Raw genomic sequence first — 23,169 nt, 5'->3', positions numbered from 1 at the left:
GGCAGGGCCGGACCCTCCCGTACGCTTTTTGTTCGTCATAACGAACGAACAATTATGGCTCCCCGCCAGTCCACTACGTGGTCCCTCCGCGCACGCCTCCTCGCGCTCGTAGTGGTGCTCGTCGCCTTTGACGCCGTGGCTGTCGCCGTCACGTACGTGCTGGGCCACGTCGCGTTCGGTCTCCTGCCGCTGGTCGGCTACGATACCGGGACGCTGTTCTGGACGATGGGGTTCGATATCGTGCCGCTGTGGCCCGTCGTCCTCGTCGGGACGCCGCTCGTGCTCGCCGTCCAGTCCATCTACGGCTACCGGATGACGCTCCGGGATTCCGGAACAACTGCGACCGAATCTAGGGCGTCCGATCCTGAATCCGTCGACGCGATGCGGGCGAAGATACGGCGTAGCGAAACCGCCGACCACCTCCGAGAGCGGGTGGCTCGGCTGGCACAGACGGCGGATATGGCGACACCGGACGTGACAGTCATCGACTCGGAGACGCCCAACAGCTACGTCGCCAGCCGGCCCGGCGAACAGACGCTGGTCGTGACCACGGCGCTCGTCGACCAACTCGACGACGCAGAACTCGACGCCGTCATCGCTCACGAACTGGCCCACCTCAAGAACGGCGACGCGTTCGTCATGACTGCGGCCGCGTTCCTCCCGACCGTCAGCGCGCTGTTTACTCGCACGCTCGGAAAGACGCTGCAGTACTCGATGTTCTTCCACTGGTTCCTCGGCGGCGACGACGAGGACGGGACGTGGGTCGCTGGCGGGAACATTCACCTCGTGATGCTGCTCTTCGCTGTCATCGCGATACCGGTCACGGCGACGCTGTATCTCGCCAGCACAGCCTGCTACCGGCTCCTCTCACGGATTCGGGAGTACGCCGCGGACGCGGGCGGTGTCGCCATCTGTGGCTCCCCGGCAGCACTCGCCAGCGCGCTGGAGACGCTGACAGACGACCAGCGTCCGACCACAGACATCCGAACCGCCGAGACCGGGGTTCGAGAACTCTGTGTGATCCCACACGCCATTGCGTCCGACGAGCAAACTCCGCCGGAGGGGCGGGCCGAACGGCTCGCTCACCGCTGGCGGAGCGTCTCCGAGCGGCTGCTGCCCGGGTCGCATCCAGATGTCGCTGACCGCATCGCTGCTCTGGAGGACCACCAGTCCGCCCTCGACCGGCGCGGGCAGTCGTGACGAAGGGGTACAGTTTACTCGCCGGCGACCCGAGAGAGCGTATGAGCGACGACGCCGAGGGGCGACTCAGCTGGCTCCACTGGCCAACGGTCCTAAAAGGGCTGGCGCTGGGAGTCGGGGCCGGCCTGATACTGGCCGTGTCACTGGGGGATTTCTATCTTGGAATACTGCTTGGCACACTCAACGGGCTCGCTTTCGGTATCGGCTGGTCGCACTCGCGGGCCTGAGTTACGCGACGCAGACGCTGTGCCGGCGACAGCTACAGCACGCTGTCGTACACGTCGGCTAGTTTGTCGATAGCGTGCTCGACGCTGATCACGTCCCGCCGGGCGAGACAGCGCTCCCGAAGGTGTTCGCGTTCGTTGAGGACGCGTTCGATAGCCCGACGGAAGCCGTCGATGTCGCCTTCGTCGTAGGAGTAGCCGGTTTCGCCGTCCTCGATAGTGTCGCTGAGTGCGCCAGCGTCGACACCGGCGACGGGCGTCCCACAGCAGTTGGCCTCCAGCGCGACCAGACCCTGCGTCTCCACGGGGCTGGGGAACGCGAACACGTCGAGTGTCGAGTACAGTTCGGGCAGTTCTGCACGGTCAAGAAATCCGAGAAACCGCACGTCGACGTCGCTGTGCTCGGCCGTCGCTTCGAGCGATTCACGGGCCGGGCCGTCACCGGCGAACACGACAGTCACGTCCAGCCCCTCGCAGGCGGTGATGATGTCCTCAAGGCACTTCTCGTAGCCGTGACGGCCGGTGTAGCCGACGATAGGGCTATCGGGGAGGTCGTAGCGGTCCCGGAAGTCGGCCGTGTCGACCGGTTCGAACACGGTCGTGTCGACGCCGTTCGGAACGACGGTCACTGTCGTATCGAGGCCGATAGCCTCCCGGAGGTGAGTCGCCGCGCGCTCGCTTGGCGCGATCACGGTGTCGGCACGGCCCAGGAACCAGCGTTCGTAGCTCTCGGCGCTGGAGCGGACCGCCGACTCGACAGCGCCGTTGAAAGAGACGTACTCGGCGTACTCGCTCGTCGGCGTGTGATACGACGCGACGAAGGGGACATCGAGTTTGCCGGCGAGTCGCTGGCCCGCCATCCCGAGGCTGAACGGAGTGTGGGCGTGGACCAGTTCGGCGTCCCGGACACCCTTCGGTATCTGTGGCATCCCCAGGCGAAACCCCTCGTAGAAGGGGAACGGAAGGCTCCGGACCGGATACTCGTTCTCTGATGGGTCGTGATTGCTTTTCGGGTAGACCACGCCCATGCGACCGCCGCGGTCGCGCCAGCGGTCCCGCCACGTCTGGACCGTGTAGGTCACCCCATTGACGGTCGGCAGGTACGTGTCGGTGAACGTCGCGACGTGCGGCAGTGTCATCGCCGCGGCGTAGCAGGACCAGGCCTTAAACCGTTGCCATTGGCACGCCATCAGTCAGACAGTTGTCACTATCTGGCGGGTGCCAGAGTTCTTTTGGGGGACCGTGGCACAGTTGAGGTAATGGATCGGGACGGCTGGCTGTACGCCTGGGCAATCGCATCGGTCGCGTTTGGCGCGGGCTCGTTGCTCGTTCCACTGTATTTCGTCGCCATCGGCGGCGAGACGTTCATGCTGGGCGTCCTCGCCGGGGTGGCCGCCGCCGCGGGTGCGCCGGGGGCACTCATCTTCGGACGCGTCGCTGACAAAACGGGGAAGCGCCGGTCGCTCGTCCTCCTCGCACTGGGGCTGGCGACTTCCGCGTTGTTGCTCGTCTCGCTCACCGAACAGCCGTGGCTGGTCATCGTCGGCAACGGCCTGCTGTGGTTCGCGGCCGGCGCTGCCGCGCCGGTGCTGACGCTGCTTGTCACCACCGGAACCGTCGAGCGGGACTGGCCGGCCCGGTTCGCCGTCCTGAACCGCTACCAGGGCTGGGGCTGGGCCGGCGGGTTAGTCCTCGGTCTCGTGTGGACGGCGCTGCTCTCCGGACCACTCGGAGAGATCCCCGCACAGCAGTCGCTGCTGTGGCTGTGTGCGGCCGCCGTTGGCCTGTCGGTGTTCTTCGGGGCGAAGTGGCTGCCGTCCGACCCCGACGAACTCGACCGGCCGCGGGCCAGTCGGATGGCGCGGGCCATCGCCCGGTCGCGCCGGCTCCCGGTCCGAAGTGCGACGTTCCCGGTCGGTCCGGGGCGACTGTACTGGCTCACGCGGTCGATGCGTCCCCGCGAAGTCGCGGCCCGGTTCTCCCCGTCGCTGACCATCTACTTCGGTGCCGTCGTCGCTTTTTTCCTCGGCTTCGGCGTGTTCTGGGGGCCGTTACCGCTGTATCTCTCGCGGACGCTCGGCTACGAGTCGGGACTCGTCTTCGCGCTGTATCTCGTCTCCAGCGTCGGCTCGGCGCTGTGGTACGACCGCGCTGGCGCACTCGCCGAACGCTACAGCCCGAGCGGGCTCCAGGTCGGGGGCCTGCTGGCCCGCGCCGCGCTTCATCCGGCTGTCGCCGTCGTGGGGCTCCTGCTATCTGCGACGCTCGCGGGCACGATCATCAACGGCGTCGTGTTCGTCCTCATCGGCGTCGCCTGGGCCGTCATCGCCGTCACCGCGGCCAGCGTCGTCACCCAGCTCGCGCCGTCGGCCATCCGCGGCGAGGCGCTCGGCATCTACACCGCCGTCTCCGGGCTGGCGAGCGGCGTCGGGTCGCTACTGGGCGGCTGGCTCGGCGGCTACGACTTCCTGCTCGCGTTCGCCGTCGCTGGCGCGCTGGTGCTGGTCGGCGCGGTGCTGGTCGCGGTCGTCTGGCGGCGCTCGCCGTCGGTGTCTGTCAACAGCGAACCGCTATCGGCATAACAATCGCTTCGACCGCTCGAGCCATCTGCCTCGATCCGCTCAGGCCAGTTCTTCGTACGTCTCGACCAGCCGCCGGCCGACCCGTTCCAGGCTGTGCTCTCTGGCCGTCTCTTTGGCGTTCTCGCCCAGTCGCTCCCGCAGGTCGGGATTCTCGGCGAGACGCTCCAGCGCCTCGCGGAACTCCGCTTCGTCCGCACAGATGAGGCAGTCGTGGCCGTCCTCGTAGTACTCCCGGAACACCGGAATGTCCGAGAGGACGACCGCCTTCCCGCAGGCCATCGCCTCTAGCACGGCGATGCCCTGGTTCTCGGCCTTCGTCGGGAACAGGTACACGTCGCCGGCCCCGAACGCCCCGCGGATGTCCTCGATCCATCCGGTGAAGGTCACGTTCTCGGGCGGGTCGTTCACCCACCGCGAGACGGTCCTGGAGGCCTGTGGCCCGGCGTCGTAGGGGCCGAACCACGCGAAGTCGTGCTTCGTCTCTTGGGCGAGTTCACAGAACGTCGTCAGCCCCTTGCGCTCGAAGACGTTGCCGACGGCGAAGACGACCATCCCGTCGAGGTCGTAGCGCCGCCGGTAGTCCTCGCGCAGGTCCTCGTAGCCCGCCAGCGCGTCGATGTCGACGCCGTTCGACATCGGCTGTATGGGCGCGTCGACGGGATAGGATTCGAGTATGTTCTTCGTGTATTCGGAGGGGCAGAGCACGAGGTCAGCCTGGGAGTAGAACCACTTCAAATAGCGACCCAGCGCCGGCGCGACCAGGTTCGACCCGCGGAAACTGTCCCGGAAGTCCTCGCGGGTGACGTGAGCGTGCAGGACGAGCGGGATGTCCGCCTGCGCCGCGTGCTGTGCCACGGCGACGGAGCCGGGTCCGATCATGTTGCAGTGGGCGATGTCGAACTCGCGGAACACCGGGTCGTTGAAGGCGATATTGCCACCCAGTGCCCACGCCGGATGGCCCTCCTGCCAGGGCGTCGTCTCCACCTCGATGTCGGTCTCGGACAGCGCCGCCCGCTGGTGGTCCACGGCGGTGCCGATGCCCGACCGGTCGAGGCGGTCGGCCAGTTCGAGATAGTTCAGGACGCGCACGTCTCGGGCAACTCTGTCGGGGCCGAAAATCCTATCGACTTCACTTGTGGAGGGTGTGATTAGAAGCGTTTACTTACCAAACAAACGTTCAGAACAGCCAGAAAGCCCCCGCGCTATCGACTCCCGCGGCTCGCTGTGCGCTTCCCTCGCTCACTCCGTTCACTCAGTCCAGTGCTTGCTTCACCGGGGTTCGTCGATAGCGCGGCCCCTTTCAGTCCCACCCGTGTCGGCTGGTCGAACAGTCACAGGTGGGACTGAAAGGGGCGAGACGCTGGGCGTTCGAGACGAAGCAAGCACTGCATGAGCGACGGTAGGGAGCGAAGAAGCGCGCAGCGAGTGCGCGGCGCTCCGCGCCGCGACCACTCGAACGGCGAGCGAAGCGAGCCGTGAGAGTCGCAGTAGCCCAGCGTCTCGGGGCTTTCCGGCTGTTCACAAAGCTACCAAATCGTACGGCGACCATTGCTAGCTCGTTCGGAAGGCATTTTCCCGCCGCCGACCCAGTACCGCCAATGACGGACGAGGCGACCATCGCCCGCGAGCGGATCGAGCGCCTCCAGTCGCTCGCTCGCGAGGCCGTCCAGGCCGGCAACGAGGAGCGCGCCCGGTCGTACGTCCGCCGGGCTCGCCGGGTCGCCGAACGCCACCGGCTGCGCCTGCCGCGGTCGTTCGAGCGGTCGACGTGTGACGCCTGCGACACGTACCTGCTGCACGGACACAACGCCCGATCCCGGACCCAGTCCGGCCACGTCGTCATTACGTGTGACTGTGGGTCACAGTCCCGCTATCCGTACGACTGAGGATTCTTTACGACTGCTGGTTTTAAGGGGCTGTCTTCGCTAAACGGTGTACATGAGTGACTCTTCTCGACAGTCGCGGATACACGACCTCGACGCGACGCTCCGCGTCGGCAAACACGGCATCGAATCCGTAGCGGACGAACTCGACGACCAACTGGAAAACACGGACCTCGTGAAGGTCAAGTTCCTCCGGTCGTCCCGGGGCGGCACGACGGCCGAGGAACTCGCTGACGACCTGGCCGAGATGGTCAACGCTGAGGTGATTCAAGTGCGGGGCCACACCGCGGTGTTCGAGAAATGATGCAGGTCCAACCGCTCACCGACCTACTCAATGGCTTCGGCGTACCGGCGGCCGGGTCCATCGCCTCGGCAGTGGTCTTCGTCGTCGCCTTCGTCCTCGTCTACGCATTGGGGAAGGCGATAGTGCTCCCCATCGTCGACCGCTCGCTCAAGTCACGGGACCTCGATACCCACGCACGGCGGCCGCTGAAGAAGGTCGTCAGCATCGGTGTCGTGTTCGTCGCCATCTCCGTCGCCTTCGGGATGGCCGAGTACGGGAACTTCCTGCAGTCGCTGGCAACCATCGCCGCCGCGGCGACGCTTGCCATCGGCTTCGCGATGCAGGACGTCATCCAGAACTTCGTCGCCGGCGTGTTCATCTACACCGACAAGCCGTTCCGGATCGGCGACTGGATCGAGTGGGACGGCAACTCCGGCGTCGTCGAGGACATTAGTCTCCGTGTTACCCGCGTCCGGACCTTCGACAACGAGCTGCTGACCGTGCCGAACTCGAATCTGACCGACGGCGTCATCAAGAACCCCGTCGCCAAGGAGCAACTCCGACTGAAGTTCGTGTTCGGTATCGACTACGACGACGACATCGACGAGGCGACTGAAATCATTCTCGACGAGGCTAGGGCACACCCGGAGATTATGGACGACCCCGAGCCATCGGTTCGCCTCGTTGAACTCGGTGACTCCTCCGTCGGACTGCAGTCCCGTATCTGGATCAAGAACCCGAGTCGGTCCGACTTCGTCAAGACGCGCGCCGAATACGTCAAGGCAGTCAAGCAACGCTTCGATGCCGAGGACATCAATATGCCGTACCCGAACCGGACCATCGGTGGCGGGCTGGAGATGACCGGACTCGACGGCGTCGTGGAGCCGGCCGACGACTGAACCGCACAGTAGCGTATTTTGGCTGTAAATGCCGGGGTATCTGGCTACCGTGTCGGTATCGCCATACTCGTGCTTCGGTCGCGGCCTCCGTCACCTCGGGACAGTAAGTCCATTCCGTTCACTGGCAGAACTAAGCCGCCGCTGTCGGACGGTTTGGGTGGAGAAGATCTGCGATGGGCGCTGCGGGATTTTCACCCGACTGCGAGACTCGCTCTCGCTCGTCTCGCGTGGTTCAAATCCCGCAGCCGACGCTCCTCACCGCTCACTGTCGTTCGCACAGAAATCACGGGCGCTGAGGGCGCTCGTTCGTGGGGCGAGCGAATCCCCTTGATAGGCGTGAGGCAACCGACTTCGAGCGCTCTTAGATACACCGAAAAATACAGTAATCTGTGAATCCATAGGTTTCTGTATGCCTAGTATCACCGTCAATGTGGACAACGACCTCAAGGAGCGAATGGAGAGCCACCCGGAGATCAACTGGAGCGAGATCACGCGACAGGCCATCGAAGAAAAAATCGAGGCGCTCGAAGTGATGGACGAACTCACCAGTGAGAGTAATCTCACCGAGAGCGACGTACAGGAAATCGCCGACAAAATAAACGATAGCGGACGTAAGCGCGTTGACGAGGAATCAGCATAGACACGACGAATGAAGCTGGTCATCGACGCCAACGTTGTCATATCTGCACTCATCGCTGATTCGAAAACGCGTGAGCTCATCGTCACGCTCGAACCCGACCTCCTGACACCCGCCTTCGTCTACGAAGAAATCGAGAACTACGAGGAGCTAATCGTGAAGAAATCTGGGATGGAGCAGGACCGAGTGACACAATTCATCGACCTCCTGTTCCAGTACATCGACGTTGTTCCTGCTGACGACTTCTACCAAGCTATCGAACGGGCAAAGGAAGCAATCGGTGACACCGACCCGGACGATGTTCTCTATCTGGCGTGTGCGATTGCCAACGATGCAGCTATCTGGAGCGATGATTCCGACTTTGACGACCAGGATCTGGCCGAGACTTACTCGACGATCGACGTGATTAACTCGTTTGACACCCGCTAAACGCCTGAATAAGGCTCTCAGCGGCGCGCAGTGGAGATCCTTCTGACCGGACAGAAAACATATACGAATCGCATCGGGAGCGAACTAACATGCCCAAGCCCTCTCGAAGACAGATTCTATCTGGCCTCTCTACAGGTTTTGCCACACTGCTTGCCGGCTGTACGGCCGCCCCAGACGAATCAAACGCGACATCGACGACAACCGCCGATGGCAACTCCCCAACCGAACCGACCCAAGCGGTGCCGGAGTTCCCCGGTGACACTGCCTCGGAGGCGTGCCCACCGTTCGATGACGCCGCCCAAGTCGTCTGCTATGAGGCGGTCGATCCTGAGGCGATGCCAGTGGTCCTCGTTCCAGAAACCCAGACCGTCCAACTGGATCAACCAACCGATTTCACGCTCAGAAACCGGAGTGCACAGCGGTTCGAGGCGAACTTCTACAACTGGCAACTGTACAAACGAGTCGATGGCGGCTGGTACTATATCATGCCTCGGTCTACGCCACAACCACTGGCAATAATGGCGGCCGGCGAGGACCACACCTGGACGCTAACCGTTACGACTGGTAGCGTCAACGATGGCGCTGCCATCGACAGGGTCCAAGGGACGGAATCACTCTCAGCCGATGGGCTCGGCGGCGGGCACTACGCGTTTGCAACCGATGGGTGGTTCGAAGCAGGTTCCTACGAGGAGCCAATTGCGCTCGCGGCAAGCTTCGATTTGCAGGCCGATCCACTGCAGTTGACCACAACAGCCGCCATCGCCGAGACGGAATGGGACGGCGAGACGCTGGTTGCACGGTCAACCCGGGGTGAGGCTGACAACGACAACGATGAACACGATGCGTATATGCTCGAACGAATCGACGACTCCGAGCCCCATGCAGAGCAAATCATCATTGAGCAGGTTGTACGCGACGATCAGTTGCGCGATGCCATCGCACTGAGCCGGGAATACGACGCCGCCCGAGTCCGGATAGAAGAGTTCACCAGCTCCATCCCGCCCTTCGGACTTGACGATTCCCGCATCTACGAGTTCCAGGGAGAACGTTACCAGGTGACGACAAGGGCGGGCGACTCCACGTAGTGTGGTCCAGCTGATTCGTCGTGACACGCCTACTGAGCAGCTTACAAAACGTAACGTATCTGGAGCAAATGAGGCCGCTGTGCTGACTACACTCTCTGTATTCAGCCCGAACTACTTGACGAAGTTTAGGAAGGTTCTTGAGCGCCGTAAGTTACCCGACACAAGCGGTGGTAGCGTCGTAATTGGCGGTTGATTTCCCCGTGAGGTCCGTGTAGAAGTACGCGAATCACCAGACGACACCGCTCCAACTCAGAACCGTTCGATTGTCGAACGAAAGGAATCGAGGTAATAAAATCATATTTGGGGCTTAAACCTCTGTACGCGGAAAATTCGGATGAATTAAGCGATACGGGCGCTGAGGGATTTGAACCCGATTGCGAGACCCACTGTGTGCGTCTCGCGTGGTTCAAATCCCTCAGTTTACCGTGGCAGCCGCTCGCGAATTTGCTCGCGGCAGAACACGGGCGCTGAGGGATTTGAACCCCCGACGGTTTGGTCCGAAGCCAAGCACTCTGTCCAAGCTGAGCTAAGCGCCCTACGTACAATGGTATGATGACGTTATGGTTTAAACCAACCGGTTCCGCCGCGTGATGGGACCGCAGTCATGGGATTACTCCGAAACCGCTTCAGCAGTGTCGGAGTCGGTGTCAGCAGCGACCTCGGCCACGACAGCCTCCGTGTCAACGCCCCGTTCTTCGGCGAGTGCCTCGATGAGTGCGCGCTGTTCGGCCAGTTCCCGCTCCATCCCGTCGACGCGGGTGTTCGTCTCGTCGACGGTGCTGCGCAGGTCCTCCAGCTGCGTCTTCAGCTCGTTGACCTTCTTGTAGAGGTCCTCGGCGATGTCGGCGACCTTCTGTATCTTTTTCGCGGTGGAACCCAGTCCCATGGTCACGGCTACGGAGAGGCGACATTTCCTCGTTTCGCTCGAACGTCGCTGTTATGACGCCGCCGGACCGAGCAACGGTATGGACGACTTACGGCTCGCTCCGGCTGTCGGCATCGTCGGTTGCGTTCTATATCTCCTTGCACTCGCGGTCCCGTATGGCCTCGTCGAGACGACCAGTGCCGTGGGGGCGTACTACAGTTCAGGGGCGCTATCCCCGCTGCTACCGGGCGTATTCGCGCTCGTCTGCATCATCGTGCTGGCGGCCGGCCGCGAGGGTCGGTCGGACCCGAGTGTTGCGGCGGGGGCCAGCATCGGCATGGGCGTGTTCATCGTCGCCCTCAGCGTCCTCTGGGCAGTCACCGTTCCCGAGAGCCTCGTGCTGGGACTGACTGAGTCGACACTGATGGAGTACCACCGCTGGGGTGTCGTCCTCGCAGGTGTGCTCATCCCGCTCGGTGGGACATGGTTTGCCCGAGCGCTGGACCTGCTGTAGGCCGGTCTGCCCACCGGCGCGTCGTCCAGCGGTCTGTGGGCGCATCCGAAAGGCCCTTATGGGGCGGCGGCGGAGTTTCAGGTGGACTAGGTCGGGGGGCTAGGCCCCCCTCCTCGCCCGCACTGTGGTCTTGAGCGGGGACCGAACACCGGGGGCGTCCGGTCTGACGGACGTGGACCCCGTAAGCTAACGTGGAAGCCTCGTCCCACGGGGACGGCGGTCCGCGTGGTCGCACCTGCAGGGGTGCGCCCATGTGGTTAAACGATGGCACTCCGCCAGGCACGGAAGTGAGCAGCGGACCATCGAACACCCGTCGCTCGTGGGGTCGCGGGGTGGAGGAGGCAAACGGGATTACCCGCGTCCGAACGCCGGGCCATCCTGGCTGTCCGTTCCATTCATACCTGCGTTTAATTTCCCCGAGCAGCCGTATTGTAGTCGTCTTCCGAAAGCTATCGACGCAATCTGTACGTCGCTCGGGTGCCGGTCAACGGAGGTTGACGACCGAGGTCCACCATCCGCTGGACCACGCTCCCGGCTTATGGTTGACCAACACACTACAGAGGGGCACCAATGAAGGGGTGTCTTAGATCTGACCTTCAGATTTAGCTCTGCATATCTAGGATATGAATATCAAAACAGCTGATAGGACTATAATTACAATCTTCTATCGATTATCGTCTTTTCGAACCAGAAATTTGCATATCGAGATCCAACGTACCCCTCGCTGCCGACAGTATCCGCGATACACAACTGATTTCGGACGCTCTATGACTACCGAGAGTTACACTGGGGACTACGGTGGCCCGCCGGCAGCGCTGTCGTCGGCGTCCCACTCCTGCAATTCCTTCCGCCGGATCTTCCCGCTGGTCGTCTGGGGCAACGCATCGGCGAACTCGATCTCGCGGGGGTACTCGTACTCGGCGAGGTGCGCTCTGACGGCGGACTGGATTTCCGACCGAAGCCGTTCGCGGGCCGGTGCGTCCTCGGCTGTCTCAACGTAGGCCTTGATGATCTCTCCACGCGTGTCGTCGGGCACACCGATGACGCCCGCCTGGACCACGTCGGGGTGCTCAAGGATTGCACTCTCGACTTCCATCGGTCCGACGCGGTAGCCGCTGGTGATGATAACGTCGTCCTTGCGCGATTTGAACCAGACGTAGCCGTCGTCGTCCCGTCGAGCCAGGTCGCCGGTGACGAACCAGCCCTCGACCTCCTTGGCTGCGGTTTTGTCTGGCATGTTCCAGTACTCGTCGAAGAACACCGAGCGGTCGTGGGGTCGCACCGCTATCTCACCGAGTTCGCCGCTTGGGAGGGGGTCGGCAACGCCGCTGTCGGCGGCTTCGGGATCCAGAATTGTCAGGTCATACCCCGGTAACGGCTTACCCATGCTGCCGGGCTGAGTGTCGAACCAGTTCGAGTTGTTGGCGACGACGAGGTTCAGCTCCGTCTGGCCGTAGAACTCGTTAATCGTGACAGAGTCGAACGTCTCAGCCACCCAGTCGACGATTTCGGGCGTCAGCGACTCACCGCCGACGGCGAACGTCTTGATGGCCAGGTCGTACGCCGCCGTCGGGTTCTCGACGTCCATCAGCATTCGGAGGGCGGTGGCCGGCATGAACGACCGGGTAACGCCGAACTCAGAAAGCAGGCTGAACGCTCCCTCGGCATCGAACCCCGAAGCGGGGTAGCCGACGATAGTCCCGCCGTGGTGCCACGTCGCGAAGAGCGTCCCCCCGAGCGCCGCGCCCCAGGCCCAATCCGCGGGCGTCCAGACCGTCGCGTCCGGTCCCAGCCCGTGATCGAAGAAGTTGTACGCGGCCGCGGCTCGCCCGAGCCAGAGCGCGTGTGAGTGCCGGACGCCTTTCGGCGGCCCCGTCGACCCGCTCGTGTACAGTATCGCCGTATCGGTGTCCGGTGTGGACTCGTAGGGTTCGATATCGGTGTGTTCCGGCGTGGCGAGCACGTCCTCGAAGGCGTGGATATCGCCGGCTGGTGCGTCGGTTTCGATCTCGACGACGTGTTCCAGCGCCGGACAGTCGTCTCGGACTGCGTCGATATCGTCGCGCACGGCCGGGTCGATAACAGCGGCGGTCGCGCCGGCGTCGTCCAGCCGATACCGGAGTACGTCCGTCCCGAACAGGACCGTCAGCGGAACCGAGACGGCTCCGAGCTTCCAGTTCGCCAAGTGTGTGATCGGGTTCTGTGGCTTCTGTGGTACGACGACGCCGACCCGGTCGCCGGCCTCGACACCGAGCCCGGCCAGCCCCGCGGCGAGCCTGTCCGATAGCTCGTCCAGTTCGCGGAACGTGTACTGCTCGCGCCGCCCGTCGGGGTATGCCTGTTCGAGCGCCACCCTGTCGGGGTCGTCGTGTTTTTGCAGAAAATCGACCGCCGGATTGTACGACGCCGGGAGGTCCCAGCTGAACTGATCGCGGGCCTCGTCGTACCCCTCGAAGTCCGGCATCACTGTCCAGACCATGGCATACCGGTCGGCTGGGTGGCTGTTGCGTCTTTCGGTCGAACCACCGCCGCTGCGACCGAGCCGGCAGAACTTTCCGTCTTCCCCTCCCGACTTGACCGTGGACTCTACCGACATCCGCGAGGAGTGGGCCGACCGGTCCGGCGAATACTCCCCCGCGTATTATGCCTACTATGGAGCGGACGAGACGAGTGAGCTAGTGCAGTCGATACTTGCGGAGCACGTCGAGCAGGACGCGGCTATTCTGGAGGTCGGGTGTAGCTCCGGGCGACATCTCGCTGCACTGTCTGACGCTGGCTACTCGGATCTGACCGGGGTCGACATCAACGCCGACGCGTTAGATGTCCTCGCCGAGACGTATCCCGACCTTGCGGCCACCGGCTCGTTCCACGCGATGGCTATCGAGGAGTTCGTCACGGATGTCGCGGACGACGCGTACGACGTCGTCTTCTCCGTCGAGACGCTACAGCACCTCCACCCGGACGTGGACTGGGCGTTCGGGGAGTTGGCGCGTATCGTCGATGACCTGCTGATCACCGTCGAGAACGAGGGCGGCGACCCGGGTGAGGTAAACTACGTCGACGACAACGTCCCGCTGTACTATCGGGACTGGAACGCGGTGTTCACAGACTGTGGACTTACTGAAGTAGATTCGATGGATGGGAAGCGGGATACTGTCCGCATATTTCGGCCACCTAAGTGAGAGCTTGCACAGATAGCTCTATATTAAGTAATACGGTGCTAGATATTAATAAGATCTATCCATATATGTGCTATTTGGTAAGAAAAATGAGTACGGTTAGAAGTTTACGTGGTACTTAGGGAACTCAAGTCCAACTTCGGACGTGATCTGTGGCTCGATAGAAGTCCATCTCTCACGACAGACTCACTGGGACACCAGAATAACGTATGTACGTCTGTCATCCATGATGTTCCGTATTACTGAACGGCGGTTCGCCTGAAGGGAAATGGATTACTGACCGACGGAAGCGAGTTTCCCTTGTGTGTCTCTGTGGAAAGTGCCGTTTGTACCGACTGTGTGTCTACCGCCGGATAGCTGATGCTCTCCACAACTAGTGTCTGTGTCCCCTTGCGACAGGCAGGAAGTACGCCGTTGGCAGCGCAAGATTGATGTATTGTTGCAGTTTGCTACTCTGTATGAGGTACTACCAGCTACGCGACGGGAACTCACAGCGGTTAGCGGTCGAAACTGGGGACGGTGTGTACGATTTGACCAGCGTCAAACCGCAACTCCGCACGTTCCGTGACCTCCTCAAGTCGGCCTCGATTGCGGAGACTGCACCGGATGAACTCAGTGCCCGCCATCTCGATACCGCTGAAGCGGTGTCCGAGCAGCGACTCGAAGCCGATGCTACCGACCCCGTCACTGCCGACGAAGTCTGGGCCGCCGGCGTTACGTACCAGATCAGCGAAGAAGCGCGGACAGAAGAAAGCGACACGCCGGAGATGTATCTGTACGTGCACGACGCGGAGCGACCGGAGATCTTCTTCAAGTCGACGCCCAATCGGACTGTCGGCCCCAACGAAGCAGTCGGTATCCGGGCCGACTCGGACTGGGACGTGCCCGAGCCCGAGCTTGCGATTGTTCTCTACGAGGGAGAAATCGTCGGCTACACCATCGGCAACGACATGAGCAGTCGGTCTATCGAGGGGGAGAACCCGCTGTACCTCCCTCAGGCCAAGGTGTACGACCGTTGTTGTTCGGTCGGCCCGGCCGTCGTCACGGACATCGAAGACCCGCACTCGCTGGCGCTCTCGATGTCGATCCACCGCGACGGTGAGCGTGTCTACCACGGGGAGACCAACACCAGCGAGATGAAACGCACCTGCGAGGAACTCGTCTCGTACTACACCGCACACAACGCGGTCCCCGAACTATCGGTGCTACTTACCGGGACCTCGCTCGTTCCCGACGACGACTTTACGCTGCAGGAAGGGGACGAAGTCACCATCGACATCGAGTCCATCGGAACGCTGAAAAATCCCGTCACGGTCGTCTAAGCGGCTAGTGAACCGGGAACGGGGCCGCGGTCTCTCTGGGAACCCCTTCGCATGGGGTTTCACAGCGTGATACCCCACTCGGCCCTCGACTGGTTCCGATTGCGTGCCTGTGTGTCGGTCTGCTGTGAGGATTTGTCCCGACAGAGTTTTGTCACCCTTCGGTTGACTACACGCTCTATGGGTATCTCTACTTACGACAATCGGCCGGAACGTACGTGCCTGTGTGCGGTGATATGCCACCGATATGTCGTGACAGAAACTGGTGTGCCATCGGAGCCACCGCTCTGTCCCAGATGTTTGAACAACTGTTTAATACGAGGGCGTACCATGACCGGGTATGGCAAAGACCGCTCAAAACCCAGTCAAATCCGCCGAGACGACGTTCGAGGTGCTTGACGCACTGAAAGACCTCGACGGGGCCGGTGTCACCGAACTGGCCCAGCACCTCGACATCCCGAAGAGCACGGTTCACAACTATCTGAGCACGCTGGAACAGGAGGAGTACGTTGTCAACAGGGACGGTGTGTACGAGGTAGGGCTCCGGTTTCTGGAGCTGGGGGCCTACGCCCGCCACCGGGAGAAACTGTTCGGGATCGCGAAGCCAGAGGTCGATCGGTTGGCCGCAGAAACCGGCGAACTCGCGAATATTCTCGTCGAAGAACACGGCCGCGGGTCGTACCTGTACCGTGCTCGGGGAGACAAAGCTGTCCAGGTCAAGGCCCACGTCGGAACACGCGTTCCGCTTCATACGACAGCGCTGGGAAAAGCGATCCTCGCACATATGTCGACCGAACGGGTCGATGCGATCGTCGACCGCCACGGACTCGGCGGGGAGGCCAGCAAGTCGATCAGCAGTAGAGCGGAACTGGAGCAAGAGCTAGCGGACGTCCGGGACCGCGGCGTCGCTTTCGACGACGAAGAGCGTCTCGAAGGGCTCCGCTGTGTCGCTGCCCCAGTGCTCAACCACGATAACGAAATCATCGGTGCGATCAGCGTTTCGGGGCCAACGAATCGGTTCCGTGGCGACCGGTTCCGCGAGGAACTCCCACAGAAGGTACTGGAAGTCGCCAACGTCATCGAGCTGAACGTTACCTATTCGTAACGGCAGTGTTCAGAAACGGTGAACGGTAGTACAGTCTTGTGACAGCGGTAATTAAACAGCGTCTTTCGACAATAGCACCGTCCTCGGCCAGTGATTGCAGAACAGCACAGACTAGTCAGGAGGGTACTGGAAGTATGTCTGGAAGGCGTTTCGAGCATGTGTTTCGGTCCCGCGACGCGAACGAGTAGACACGAGTTCCGGCTTTCATCTCATAGATGCCGGTTCTTGGTTTTGTTTGATAAATAGCCATCATACGTATCATTCATCATGAGTGAACGACGTTCCAACGCTATCTTACACCGTGTGATACTAGATACTACCACGCCCCTGACGCGGTCCCTATCTCAATAATGGATGTACTACTGTTACTCTAAACGAGGGATATCGACTATCGGTTTCCTATCACTGGATACGTTCTAAGTAGTAGCTAAACCCACCGACTTTCGAGGGAGTACACCCAAATACTGTATTTATATACGAGTCTCCGATATATAGCGCTAATTCAGTGCCTGAAAAATAGATAGAGGAAAATATATTCATAAGTTTGGGTAGATTGGATTATATTTGCCGGTACTGAGCTAGAGTTCGAGCCATCCGTCGATGGATCTTGCTTGGCAGAGACACAACGATGGCTATCGCTTCGGCAGTGTCTCCCGGCAATCGGGTACGGTTACGCGAGGAACTGGACGCCCAGGGACAGCAGGAACAGTACCACGATCCCGATCGATGACAGTTCGAGCCACCGGGACCGCACGTCGGCGGACCTGATACTTGCGACGAACAGCGTTCCGACGACGCCGACGACTACGACCAGTGCCAGATACACCGCGTTGAGCGCTGATGCCATATGATACCATTTCACAGCGGTACAGTAAACACTAGTGGTTGAGCGCCCCCTCCCCAACGGTAATGAGAGCCAATCACATAGACAGGGGCATGCGTCTCGAACTCCGAATCTGTAAACACTGCCACGAGGGGGATCACGGCAACGCCGAAAAGACGGCTGTGACACAGGATATGGTCGCCTGCGCCGAACAGGTCCGCGAGTACAAGGATCTCATTGGCCTCGATGCACTCTATATTACGAAGGTGACGGAAGGCGACCCCGGCGGCGCGGAGGCACTGGACGTCATCGTCGCCAGCATTGAGGGCGACCAGGTCGCGCTCTCCGACACACAACTGGTCATGGAGGACGGCGACGGCAACATGCTCGTCTACCCGGAGCCAAAAGACATCCTCCAGGTCCTGACTCGAAACCTGAACCAGATTCAAGAGCAGACCCGCCAGGACGTCGACGTCGAGCTATCACCTGAAGGACAGGCACTCATCGCGTAGTTGCACGGAAAAACGGCCCGAGTCGGTTCAGTTCTCGTTGTCGTCTGATTTAGGCTGGCCGCCGTCGGTCTGGGGCTCGCCCCCATCGGCCGCGGTCGACGGTTCCCGCTCCGCTTCTAGCTGCTGTTCCCAGCGGATGCGCAGGACGTTCCCGTACATCGACAGCACGAGCCCGACACCGAGGACGACCATCCCGAGGTTAATACCGATAGTCAACAGGATGCTCGACGGCCCGCCGCCGATGGCAAGCTCACGGGGTACCGGATAGCCCTCGTCGAAGATGCTCCCGATGAGCACGGAGACGATGCCGATGACGGTCATCGCACCGAAGATGGTCGAGACGGTGCGCCAGGACGGGGATAGCGAGAGCCGTTCGATTCCCGTGGTGTCCGGCTCCTCGTCGTCGTCACCGTGGTGTTCCGGTACCATGCTGCGCGGGATGAACGCCTTCGTCTCGACGGGGTAAAAGGCGGGATGCATCCCGTGTTCGAAGATGTGGAACATGACCCCCATCAGCATGATGACGCCAAGCAGGCCGTGGAAGGTGACGAAGGCCATCGCGGCCGCCTTGGTCTGGAACATCGCGGCGAGGCCGGTCTTGCTCCAGATGAGCAGCCCCGAAATCGCCAGCAGGGTCAACTCAATTGAGAAGATGAACACGACGCCCTTGCCGATGTAGGACAGCAGCGGGACCTCGTCGGCCTTGTAGCCGGCGAACTGCCGCGCGCTCGGGTGCCGTTCGTCGGCCCGGCCGAGCACGAACTGGATGTCCTGAATGAACGCGTCGACGTCGCCTTTCGCCGGGAGAATCTTCGAGAAGTTGCTCCGTCCGGTCGGGGAGATAATCTGGAGCGTAATCCAGAAGATAACGAGCGCGACCAGCCCGATGCCGGTGATGCGGTGAATCGCCGTCACGCCGGAGGCCCCGCCCATCAGCGTGAGCATCCACCACAGTTCGTCGTTGAACATGATGGCGTAGCCGGTGAAAAACAGGAGGAACACGTCCAGGCCCAAAAGCGAGTGGAACAGGGTCGTCACGCGCGTGAACTTCCCGTGGTCGAGATTACTCACGTTCCGTCACCTCCCTGCCCGTCGCCGTGGGTCGGCGAGCCACCGTCGGCCGCGACGGCCTCGCCGGTGTCCTCACCTGGTTCGCGCATCTGGCCGGCGAGGCGCTGGAACGCTGCCCAGTGGATGAACACCATCACGAGGATGAACGCACCCAGGATGACGTCGGCCGCGTGGATGAGCGCGATGAGGAAGTCGAGCGCGGGGATGGTGTTGCCGAACACCCAGTCCGAACCGATACCGCCGCCTTCGACGCTGGGGTTGACCCGGTACAGCGATTCGTAGCCGAGTCTGAACCCCTGTGCCCAGAACAGCGCCAGCCCCGCGACGGCGAGGCCGACAACCGTGCTGATGAGCACCGAGACGCGGCTATACCCGTTCACCTCCGGAAGGTCATCCCTGTCAGTCATTGGAACTCACTGGCGTCCTCGCCAAAGATGATGTCCATGGCCACGTCGTTGAAGAACGTGCCGCTGTCCCTGTTGTCCAGTTCGTCCGAGATCTGGGCCGGCGTCCCGACCAGGATAGCGTCGGTGGCACACTCCTCGGCGCAGGCCGGCCCCTTGCCGACGTCCTGGCGCTCCTCGCACATGGTACACTTGTCCATGTTGCCACCGCTGCCGACGAGGTTGGCGACTCCTTCGTCCTCGTTGGGGAACTGCGGTGCGCCGAAGGGACACGCCGAGAGGCAGTACTGACACCCAATACAGAGGTCGTCCCGGACCCGTACGAAGCCATTCTCCTTCGAAATGAGCGAGTCGGTCGGACACACCGAGACACACGGCGCGTTCTCGCAGTGGTAACACTGCATCGGCACCGCGGTCTCGCCGGGCGACTCGCCCTGTTCCATCGCCTTGCCGCTGCCGGCGTTGAGCCCCGACGCGGCCTCCTGGCCTTCGAGCATCGTCGCGATGCTGATTCGCTGTTCGTCGCGCGGGACGTCCCACGTTCGTTTACAGGAGACGACACAGCCGCCACAGTCGATGCACGCTTCGACGTCCGGGAAGATGCGCGCGTCCTCGCCGGTACTCATCACGCCGTCGTGCATCACTTCGTTGCCTGTTGACATACTAGCTCACCTCATTGCACCGTCGAGTTGTTGCGGACGTCGAAGTCCTTCTGTGTCCCGACGTCGTTCTCGTCTTGCGGGAACGTGAGATCGAGGTCCACGTCGATGTTGTACCGGTCCAGTACCTCCGGCGTCGCCGGGTTGACCGCGACCATCGATACTTTTGTCTCCTGCATCTGGGTTTCCACGTCGTAGCCGCGGGACGTGATAGCGTTGGCTGAGTCCCCGATTGCGTAGGGAACGTGGCCGTCGGGGTACTTGTCCTCCAGACTCTCGCCTTTAAATACGCCGCCCCAGTGATACGGCAGGAACACTTCCTGATCGTTCGGCCGGTCCGTCACGCGGGCTTTCACCAGCACGGAGCCACGGTCCGTCGAGGAGATGACGACGAGGTCGCCGCCGTCGACGCCGAGTTCCGCCGCCTTGTTCGGCGTTATCTCAGCGTACATATGCGGCTGGAGGTCGGCGGTGTGGATGTTGTTCCGCGTCTCCGCACCACCGCCCTGGTGTTCGACCTGCCGACCGCTGGTCATGATCATGTCCAGATCAGGCCCGTCGTCCTGATTGTGGATGATGTTCGTCGCCTGTTCCTGTTCGACGAGGTTGTTCTGGTCGAGCCGGTAGAAGTTCCGCTGCTGGCCGTTTGCCGGCCACTCGTTCAGCAGTTCCGTGTCCGGCCCCTCGATTGGCTCGCGGTGGACCGGCACCTTGTCGAGGAAGCTCCAGACGACGGCACGCGCCCGGCCGCGTCCGGTCGGCGCGTCGGGCTGGTTGTAATCGTACTCCTCGTAGAACTCGGGGTCGACCCCCTGCCCGATCATCGTTTCGAGGTACTCGTCGAAGACCGCGCTCCCCGTGTCGGGATTGTTCAACGCTTGCGCGGCGGTGTACACCGACTCTTGGTTGTCGAGTGCGTACTGCTGGGGAATGGTGAGTTCGTCCGGCTGAACCTCCTGTTCGGGGTCCACGAGGCTCTGTGGCGGCGTCACCTTCCAGCCCGGATACTCCGGGATGCCGTGAATCATGCCGTCTGCAGCCGTGTCGTCGTCGTCGGCCCACTCGGGGTTGTACGGTGCCCGGGTCAGGTCCAGCGCTTCCGCCTGGCTGTCGTATCGATCGCCGACGGCGTCGAGCGTCTCCTGCATCGGGTACTCGTCGTCCGTCGGCATCGCGTCCCAGTCCTCCGGGGTCGGTGCCGAGACGCCCCAGCGGGTCCGGAAGTCCTGGCCCCCGTTGTTGGGGTCCAGATCGTCGTTCCAGATAATCGGCGTCCCCGGATGGTCTTCGCCCCAGCAGGGCCAGGGAAGCATCCAGTACTCGCCCGCGACAGGCGTCCCTTCGGCCCCCTTGAGGTCCTCGTTGGAGAACGCCCAGTCGTACTCTAGGTGTTGCTGGAGCCGCTCGGGGGTCTGCCGGTAGCCGATGGTGTTGGTCCCGAGGTTGAACTCCCGGACGACGCCCTCGTAGCTCGACTTGCCGTTGTACAGCTCCGAGCCCGCGCCCCAGTCGAAGTGCTCGCCGAAGCCCAGATAGCCGGCCAGTTCCTGCATGATCTGGAGGTCCGGCTTGGAGTTGTGCGCCGGCGAGCGGACCGGTTCAGACCACTGCACCGACCGGTTCGTGTTGGTAAGCGACCGGTGGTGCTCGTACTGGCTGGACGCCGGCAACAGCAACACCGGCGGTCCGTCCTCGTAGTCCGGGAGGACGCTCGCGACCGAGGGGAACACGTCGACAACGACTAGCAGGTCGAGGTTCTCCATCCCCTCTTTCATCTGCTCCATCTCGCTGATGGAGTTCGCGGAGTGGCCCCAGAAGACGGCGATTTTCGTCTGGTCGGGCTGGTAGATCGGCGTCTCCTGATACCGGTCCTCCTGGTCGAGCGCTGATTCGAACCAGCGGGCCACCGTCAGCCCGTTCTGGAACATCATCGAGTTCTCGGCCGGGTTCTCCGGGCCGTGGTCGCCGTTCGGCGGCAGTTCGTTCGCGTCCTCGCTCCCTTCGTAGTTCGGGCTCTGGCGGACGTACTTCTCCGGCGGCATCAGCTCGAACCGGTTGTACATGTCCGCAAACGAGGTGGAGCCGCTGGTTTCCGGCGTCTTGTCCCAGATTTCGGCCCACCAGGACCAGCCGCCGGCTGTGAGGCCGTAGTAGCCCGGAAGGATGTGGCTCGCGACCGCGAGATCGGTCGCCCCCTGGACGTTCGCGTGGCCGCGCATCACCTGAAGGCCGCCGCCGCTCCGGGCCGCACTCCCGGAGGCGAGGCTCGCCATCGCATACGAGCGGATGTTCTGAGTCCCGTTGTTGTGCTGGGTCCCACCCATCGCCCACTCGATCTGGACGTGTGGCCGGGCCTCGTCGATCATGTCGGCGATGCGCTCGATGTCCTCGGCGGACACCCAGGTGATCTCCTCGACGGTCTCCTTGTCGTACTCATCGAGTTCCGCGTCGACGTCTTCCCAGCCCTGCACGCGGTCAGTGAGCATGTTCTGCCCGCTGTCGTCCGCGTCCGGGTCCATCGCGAGCCCGTGCTTGTCGCGGAGCTCCTTGATGATACCCATCATCAGGGCCACGTCGGTGCCCGGCCGGAACCGCATGAACTCGTCGGCGTGGGCCGACGTTTTCGTGAACCGCGGGTCCAGATTGAGGATGGTCCCGCCGCGTTTCTGCCCTTCGAGGATGTGCTGCATCGCGATGGGATGTGCCTCGGCGGGGTTCTGGCCGATGATGATGTTCAGGTCGAAGTTCCGGTAGTCCTGCACGGTGTTGGTCATCGCGCCGTAGCCCCAGGTGTTTGCCAGCCCCGTCACCGTCGTGGAGTGACAGATACGCGCTTGGTGGTCGATGTTGTTCGTGCCCATGAACGCCGCCAGCTTTCGGATGGCGTAGGCCTCCTCGTTGGAGTGATGCGCGCTGCCCAGCAACATCACACTCTCGCGGCTGTGCTCCGCGTCGACGTCGACGGCTTCCGCTGGTGAGACGTCGGAATCGGGCCACAGCGCTCGGATGTCAGTCGCCAGACGGTCGTAGGCATCGTTCCAGCCGAGCTTGCGCCACTCCCCGTCCTCCTGTATCATCGGGTGTTTGAGGCGCTTCTCGGAGTGTTCGGTCTCGTAGATGCCGGCTCCTTTCGAGCACAGCGACCCGGCATTTATCGGGTGTTCATGCCACGGCTCCATGCCGACAAAGGAGTTGCCCTCCTTCTCACCACGGAAGCCACAGCCAACTGAGCAGTAATTACAGATCGTCTTGGTCAGTTCGGTGTCCGTGTCTGTCCCGTCCGTTTCCTCGCCGTCCTCCTGGAGTGCCTGACCAGCGCCGCTGACGCCGAGGGCGACCCCGCCCGCCAGGGCGCTCGCCTTCATAAACGAGCGCCGGTCGAGATCCAGTGAGACTGGTTCCTGCTGTGTACTCATGGTGAATGGTGCCCACCCATTACCGATGCTGTCCGTGTTTGCCACGAGATCTGGTTTGTCATTGTCTCTCTAGACGTGCC

23 protein-coding genes, 1 tRNA gene and 1 other RNA gene are annotated in these 23,169 nt (G+C 62.1%); 15 read left to right on the top strand and 10 right to left on the bottom strand.

Annotated elements, in window-relative coordinates; translation table 11 throughout:
* Positions 1-54 precede the first annotated feature (54 nt).
* Positions 55-1,200: a M48 family metallopeptidase gene (locus tag SG26_RS02210; protein ID WP_050036728.1), complete on the top strand. Its 1,146-nt coding sequence runs from the start codon at positions 55-57 to the stop codon at positions 1,198-1,200.
* A gap of 41 nt (positions 1,201-1,241) precedes the next feature.
* Complete coding sequence (locus SG26_RS02205; protein WP_044951910.1) at positions 1,242-1,427, top strand: hypothetical protein; 186 nt, start codon at positions 1,242-1,244, stop codon at positions 1,425-1,427.
* Between the two features lie 32 nt (positions 1,428-1,459).
* Here SG26_RS02205 and SG26_RS02200 read toward each other — a convergent pair whose 3' ends face one another.
* Entirely contained in the window at positions 1,460-2,563 is a 1,104-nt protein-coding gene (locus SG26_RS02200; protein WP_050036727.1) for a glycosyltransferase, read from the bottom strand.
* A gap of 120 nt (positions 2,564-2,683) precedes the next feature.
* Between SG26_RS02200 and SG26_RS02195 the strand changes: the two genes are divergently transcribed.
* A complete protein-coding gene (locus SG26_RS02195) occupies positions 2,684-4,006 on the top strand; it encodes an MFS transporter (protein WP_050036726.1) in 1,323 nt (440 codons plus the stop codon).
* Positions 4,007-4,045: 39 nt separating this feature from the next.
* Here the strand turns inward: SG26_RS02195 and SG26_RS02190 are convergent, their stop codons facing one another.
* On the bottom strand, positions 4,046-5,095 hold the full coding sequence (locus tag SG26_RS02190) for a glycosyltransferase family 4 protein (RefSeq protein WP_050036725.1): 1,050 nt from the start codon (positions 5,093-5,095) through the stop codon (positions 4,046-4,048).
* Positions 5,096-5,604: 509 nt separating this feature from the next.
* Here SG26_RS02190 and SG26_RS02185 point away from each other — a divergent pair.
* The 6 genes from SG26_RS02185 to SG26_RS02160 all read left to right on the top strand — a co-directional run bounded on the left by SG26_RS02185 (position 5,605) and on the right by SG26_RS02160 (position 9,222).
* Complete coding sequence (locus tag SG26_RS02185) at positions 5,605-5,892, top strand: ribonuclease P protein component 4 (RefSeq protein WP_005538431.1); 288 nt, start codon at positions 5,605-5,607, stop codon at positions 5,890-5,892.
* Positions 5,893-5,944: 52 nt separating this feature from the next.
* Entirely contained in the window at positions 5,945-6,193 is a 249-nt protein-coding gene (locus tag SG26_RS02180) for a YhbY family RNA-binding protein (protein WP_008313216.1), read from the top strand.
* Positions 6,193-7,071: a mechanosensitive ion channel family protein gene (locus SG26_RS02175; RefSeq protein WP_044951907.1), complete on the top strand. Its 879-nt coding sequence runs from the start codon at positions 6,193-6,195 to the stop codon at positions 7,069-7,071. Before SG26_RS02180 ends, SG26_RS02175 begins: the two co-directional genes overlap by 1 nt.
* A 409-nt stretch (positions 7,072-7,480) precedes the next feature.
* Complete coding sequence (locus SG26_RS02170) at positions 7,481-7,711, top strand: hypothetical protein (protein WP_044951905.1); 231 nt, start codon at positions 7,481-7,483, stop codon at positions 7,709-7,711.
* Between the two features lie 9 nt (positions 7,712-7,720).
* A complete protein-coding gene (locus tag SG26_RS02165) occupies positions 7,721-8,137 on the top strand; it encodes a PIN domain-containing protein (protein ID WP_014040709.1) in 417 nt (138 codons plus the stop codon).
* A gap of 89 nt (positions 8,138-8,226) precedes the next feature.
* Entirely contained in the window at positions 8,227-9,222 is a 996-nt protein-coding gene (locus SG26_RS02160) for a hypothetical protein (RefSeq protein WP_050036724.1), read from the top strand.
* 461 nt (positions 9,223-9,683) lie between these two features.
* Here the strand turns inward: SG26_RS02160 and SG26_RS02155 are convergent.
* Positions 9,684-9,758: transfer RNA gene (locus tag SG26_RS02155), tRNA-Arg, on the bottom strand.
* Between the two features lie 74 nt (positions 9,759-9,832).
* Positions 9,833-10,108, bottom strand: a complete 276-nt coding sequence (locus tag SG26_RS02150; protein ID WP_014040706.1) for a DUF5798 family protein — start codon at positions 10,106-10,108, stop codon at positions 9,833-9,835.
* A 79-nt stretch (positions 10,109-10,187) separates the two neighbouring features.
* Between SG26_RS02150 and SG26_RS02145 the strand changes: the two genes are divergently transcribed.
* Positions 10,188-10,601, top strand: coding sequence for a hypothetical protein (locus SG26_RS02145; RefSeq protein WP_050038235.1), 414 nt, complete (start codon positions 10,188-10,190; stop codon positions 10,599-10,601).
* A 79-nt stretch (positions 10,602-10,680) separates the two neighbouring features.
* Positions 10,681-10,993: signal recognition particle sRNA (ffs, locus tag SG26_RS20655), an RNA gene on the top strand.
* Between the two features lie 401 nt (positions 10,994-11,394).
* Here the strand turns inward: ffs and SG26_RS02140 are convergent.
* The gene (locus tag SG26_RS02140) at positions 11,395-13,080 is read right to left on the bottom strand and encodes an acyl-CoA synthetase (RefSeq protein WP_050038234.1); all 1,686 of its coding nucleotides are present in this window, start codon (positions 13,078-13,080) and stop codon (positions 11,395-11,397) included.
* Between the two features lie 100 nt (positions 13,081-13,180).
* Between SG26_RS02140 and SG26_RS02135 the strand changes: the two genes are divergently transcribed.
* From SG26_RS02135 to SG26_RS02125, 3 genes are all read left to right on the top strand, one after another.
* A complete protein-coding gene (locus tag SG26_RS02135) occupies positions 13,181-13,783 on the top strand; it encodes a bifunctional 2-polyprenyl-6-hydroxyphenol methylase/3-demethylubiquinol 3-O-methyltransferase UbiG (RefSeq protein WP_014040704.1) in 603 nt (200 codons plus the stop codon).
* Between the two features lie 455 nt (positions 13,784-14,238).
* Positions 14,239-15,102, top strand: coding sequence for a fumarylacetoacetate hydrolase family protein (locus SG26_RS02130; RefSeq protein ID WP_050007238.1), 864 nt, complete (start codon positions 14,239-14,241; stop codon positions 15,100-15,102).
* Positions 15,103-15,439: 337 nt separating this feature from the next.
* Positions 15,440-16,204 carry an IclR family transcriptional regulator gene (locus SG26_RS02125; protein ID WP_008313236.1) on the top strand — a complete coding sequence of 255 codons (765 nt, stop codon included), beginning with the start codon at positions 15,440-15,442 and terminating at the stop codon, positions 16,202-16,204.
* 670 nt (positions 16,205-16,874) lie between these two features.
* On the opposite strand, the gene SG26_RS21480 is transcribed toward SG26_RS02125, so the two are convergent.
* Positions 16,875-17,051 carry a hypothetical protein gene (locus tag SG26_RS21480; RefSeq protein ID WP_008313239.1) on the bottom strand — a complete coding sequence of 59 codons (177 nt, stop codon included), beginning with the start codon at positions 17,049-17,051 and terminating at the stop codon, positions 16,875-16,877.
* Between the two features lie 89 nt (positions 17,052-17,140).
* On the opposite strand from SG26_RS21480, the gene SG26_RS02120 reads away from it, so the two are divergent.
* Complete coding sequence (locus SG26_RS02120) at positions 17,141-17,539, top strand: hypothetical protein (RefSeq protein WP_008313240.1); 399 nt, start codon at positions 17,141-17,143, stop codon at positions 17,537-17,539.
* A 27-nt stretch (positions 17,540-17,566) separates the two neighbouring features.
* Here SG26_RS02120 and SG26_RS02115 read toward each other — a convergent pair whose 3' ends face one another.
* The 4 genes from SG26_RS02115 to SG26_RS02100 are packed head-to-tail and all read right to left on the bottom strand — an operon-like array spanning position 17,567 to position 23,089.
* The gene (locus SG26_RS02115) at positions 17,567-18,610 is read right to left on the bottom strand and encodes a cytochrome b/b6 domain-containing protein (protein WP_050036723.1); all 1,044 of its coding nucleotides are present in this window, start codon (positions 18,608-18,610) and stop codon (positions 17,567-17,569) included.
* Positions 18,607-19,017: a hypothetical protein gene (locus SG26_RS02110; RefSeq protein ID WP_050036722.1), complete on the bottom strand. Its 411-nt coding sequence runs from the start codon at positions 19,015-19,017 to the stop codon at positions 18,607-18,609. The genes SG26_RS02115 and SG26_RS02110 overlap by 4 nt, the downstream gene beginning before the upstream one ends.
* On the bottom strand, positions 19,014-19,676 hold the full coding sequence (locus tag SG26_RS02105; RefSeq protein ID WP_050036721.1) for a 4Fe-4S dicluster domain-containing protein: 663 nt from the start codon (positions 19,674-19,676) through the stop codon (positions 19,014-19,016). Before SG26_RS02105 ends, SG26_RS02110 begins: the two co-directional genes overlap by 4 nt.
* Positions 19,677-19,687: 11 nt before the next feature.
* Positions 19,688-23,089 carry a formate dehydrogenase subunit alpha gene (locus tag SG26_RS02100; protein WP_050036720.1) on the bottom strand — a complete coding sequence of 1,134 codons (3,402 nt, stop codon included), beginning with the start codon at positions 23,087-23,089 and terminating at the stop codon, positions 19,688-19,690.
* Positions 23,090-23,169 lie beyond the last annotated feature (80 nt).

Origin of the sequence: Haloarcula sp. CBA1115 (genome assembly GCF_000827835.1) — an archaeon.
GTDB lineage: Archaea > Halobacteriota > Halobacteria > Halobacteriales > Haloarculaceae > Haloarcula > Haloarcula hispanica.
The sequence above is the reverse complement of the archived record's forward strand: the minus strand, read 5'-3'. Positions and strand labels throughout refer to the sequence as shown.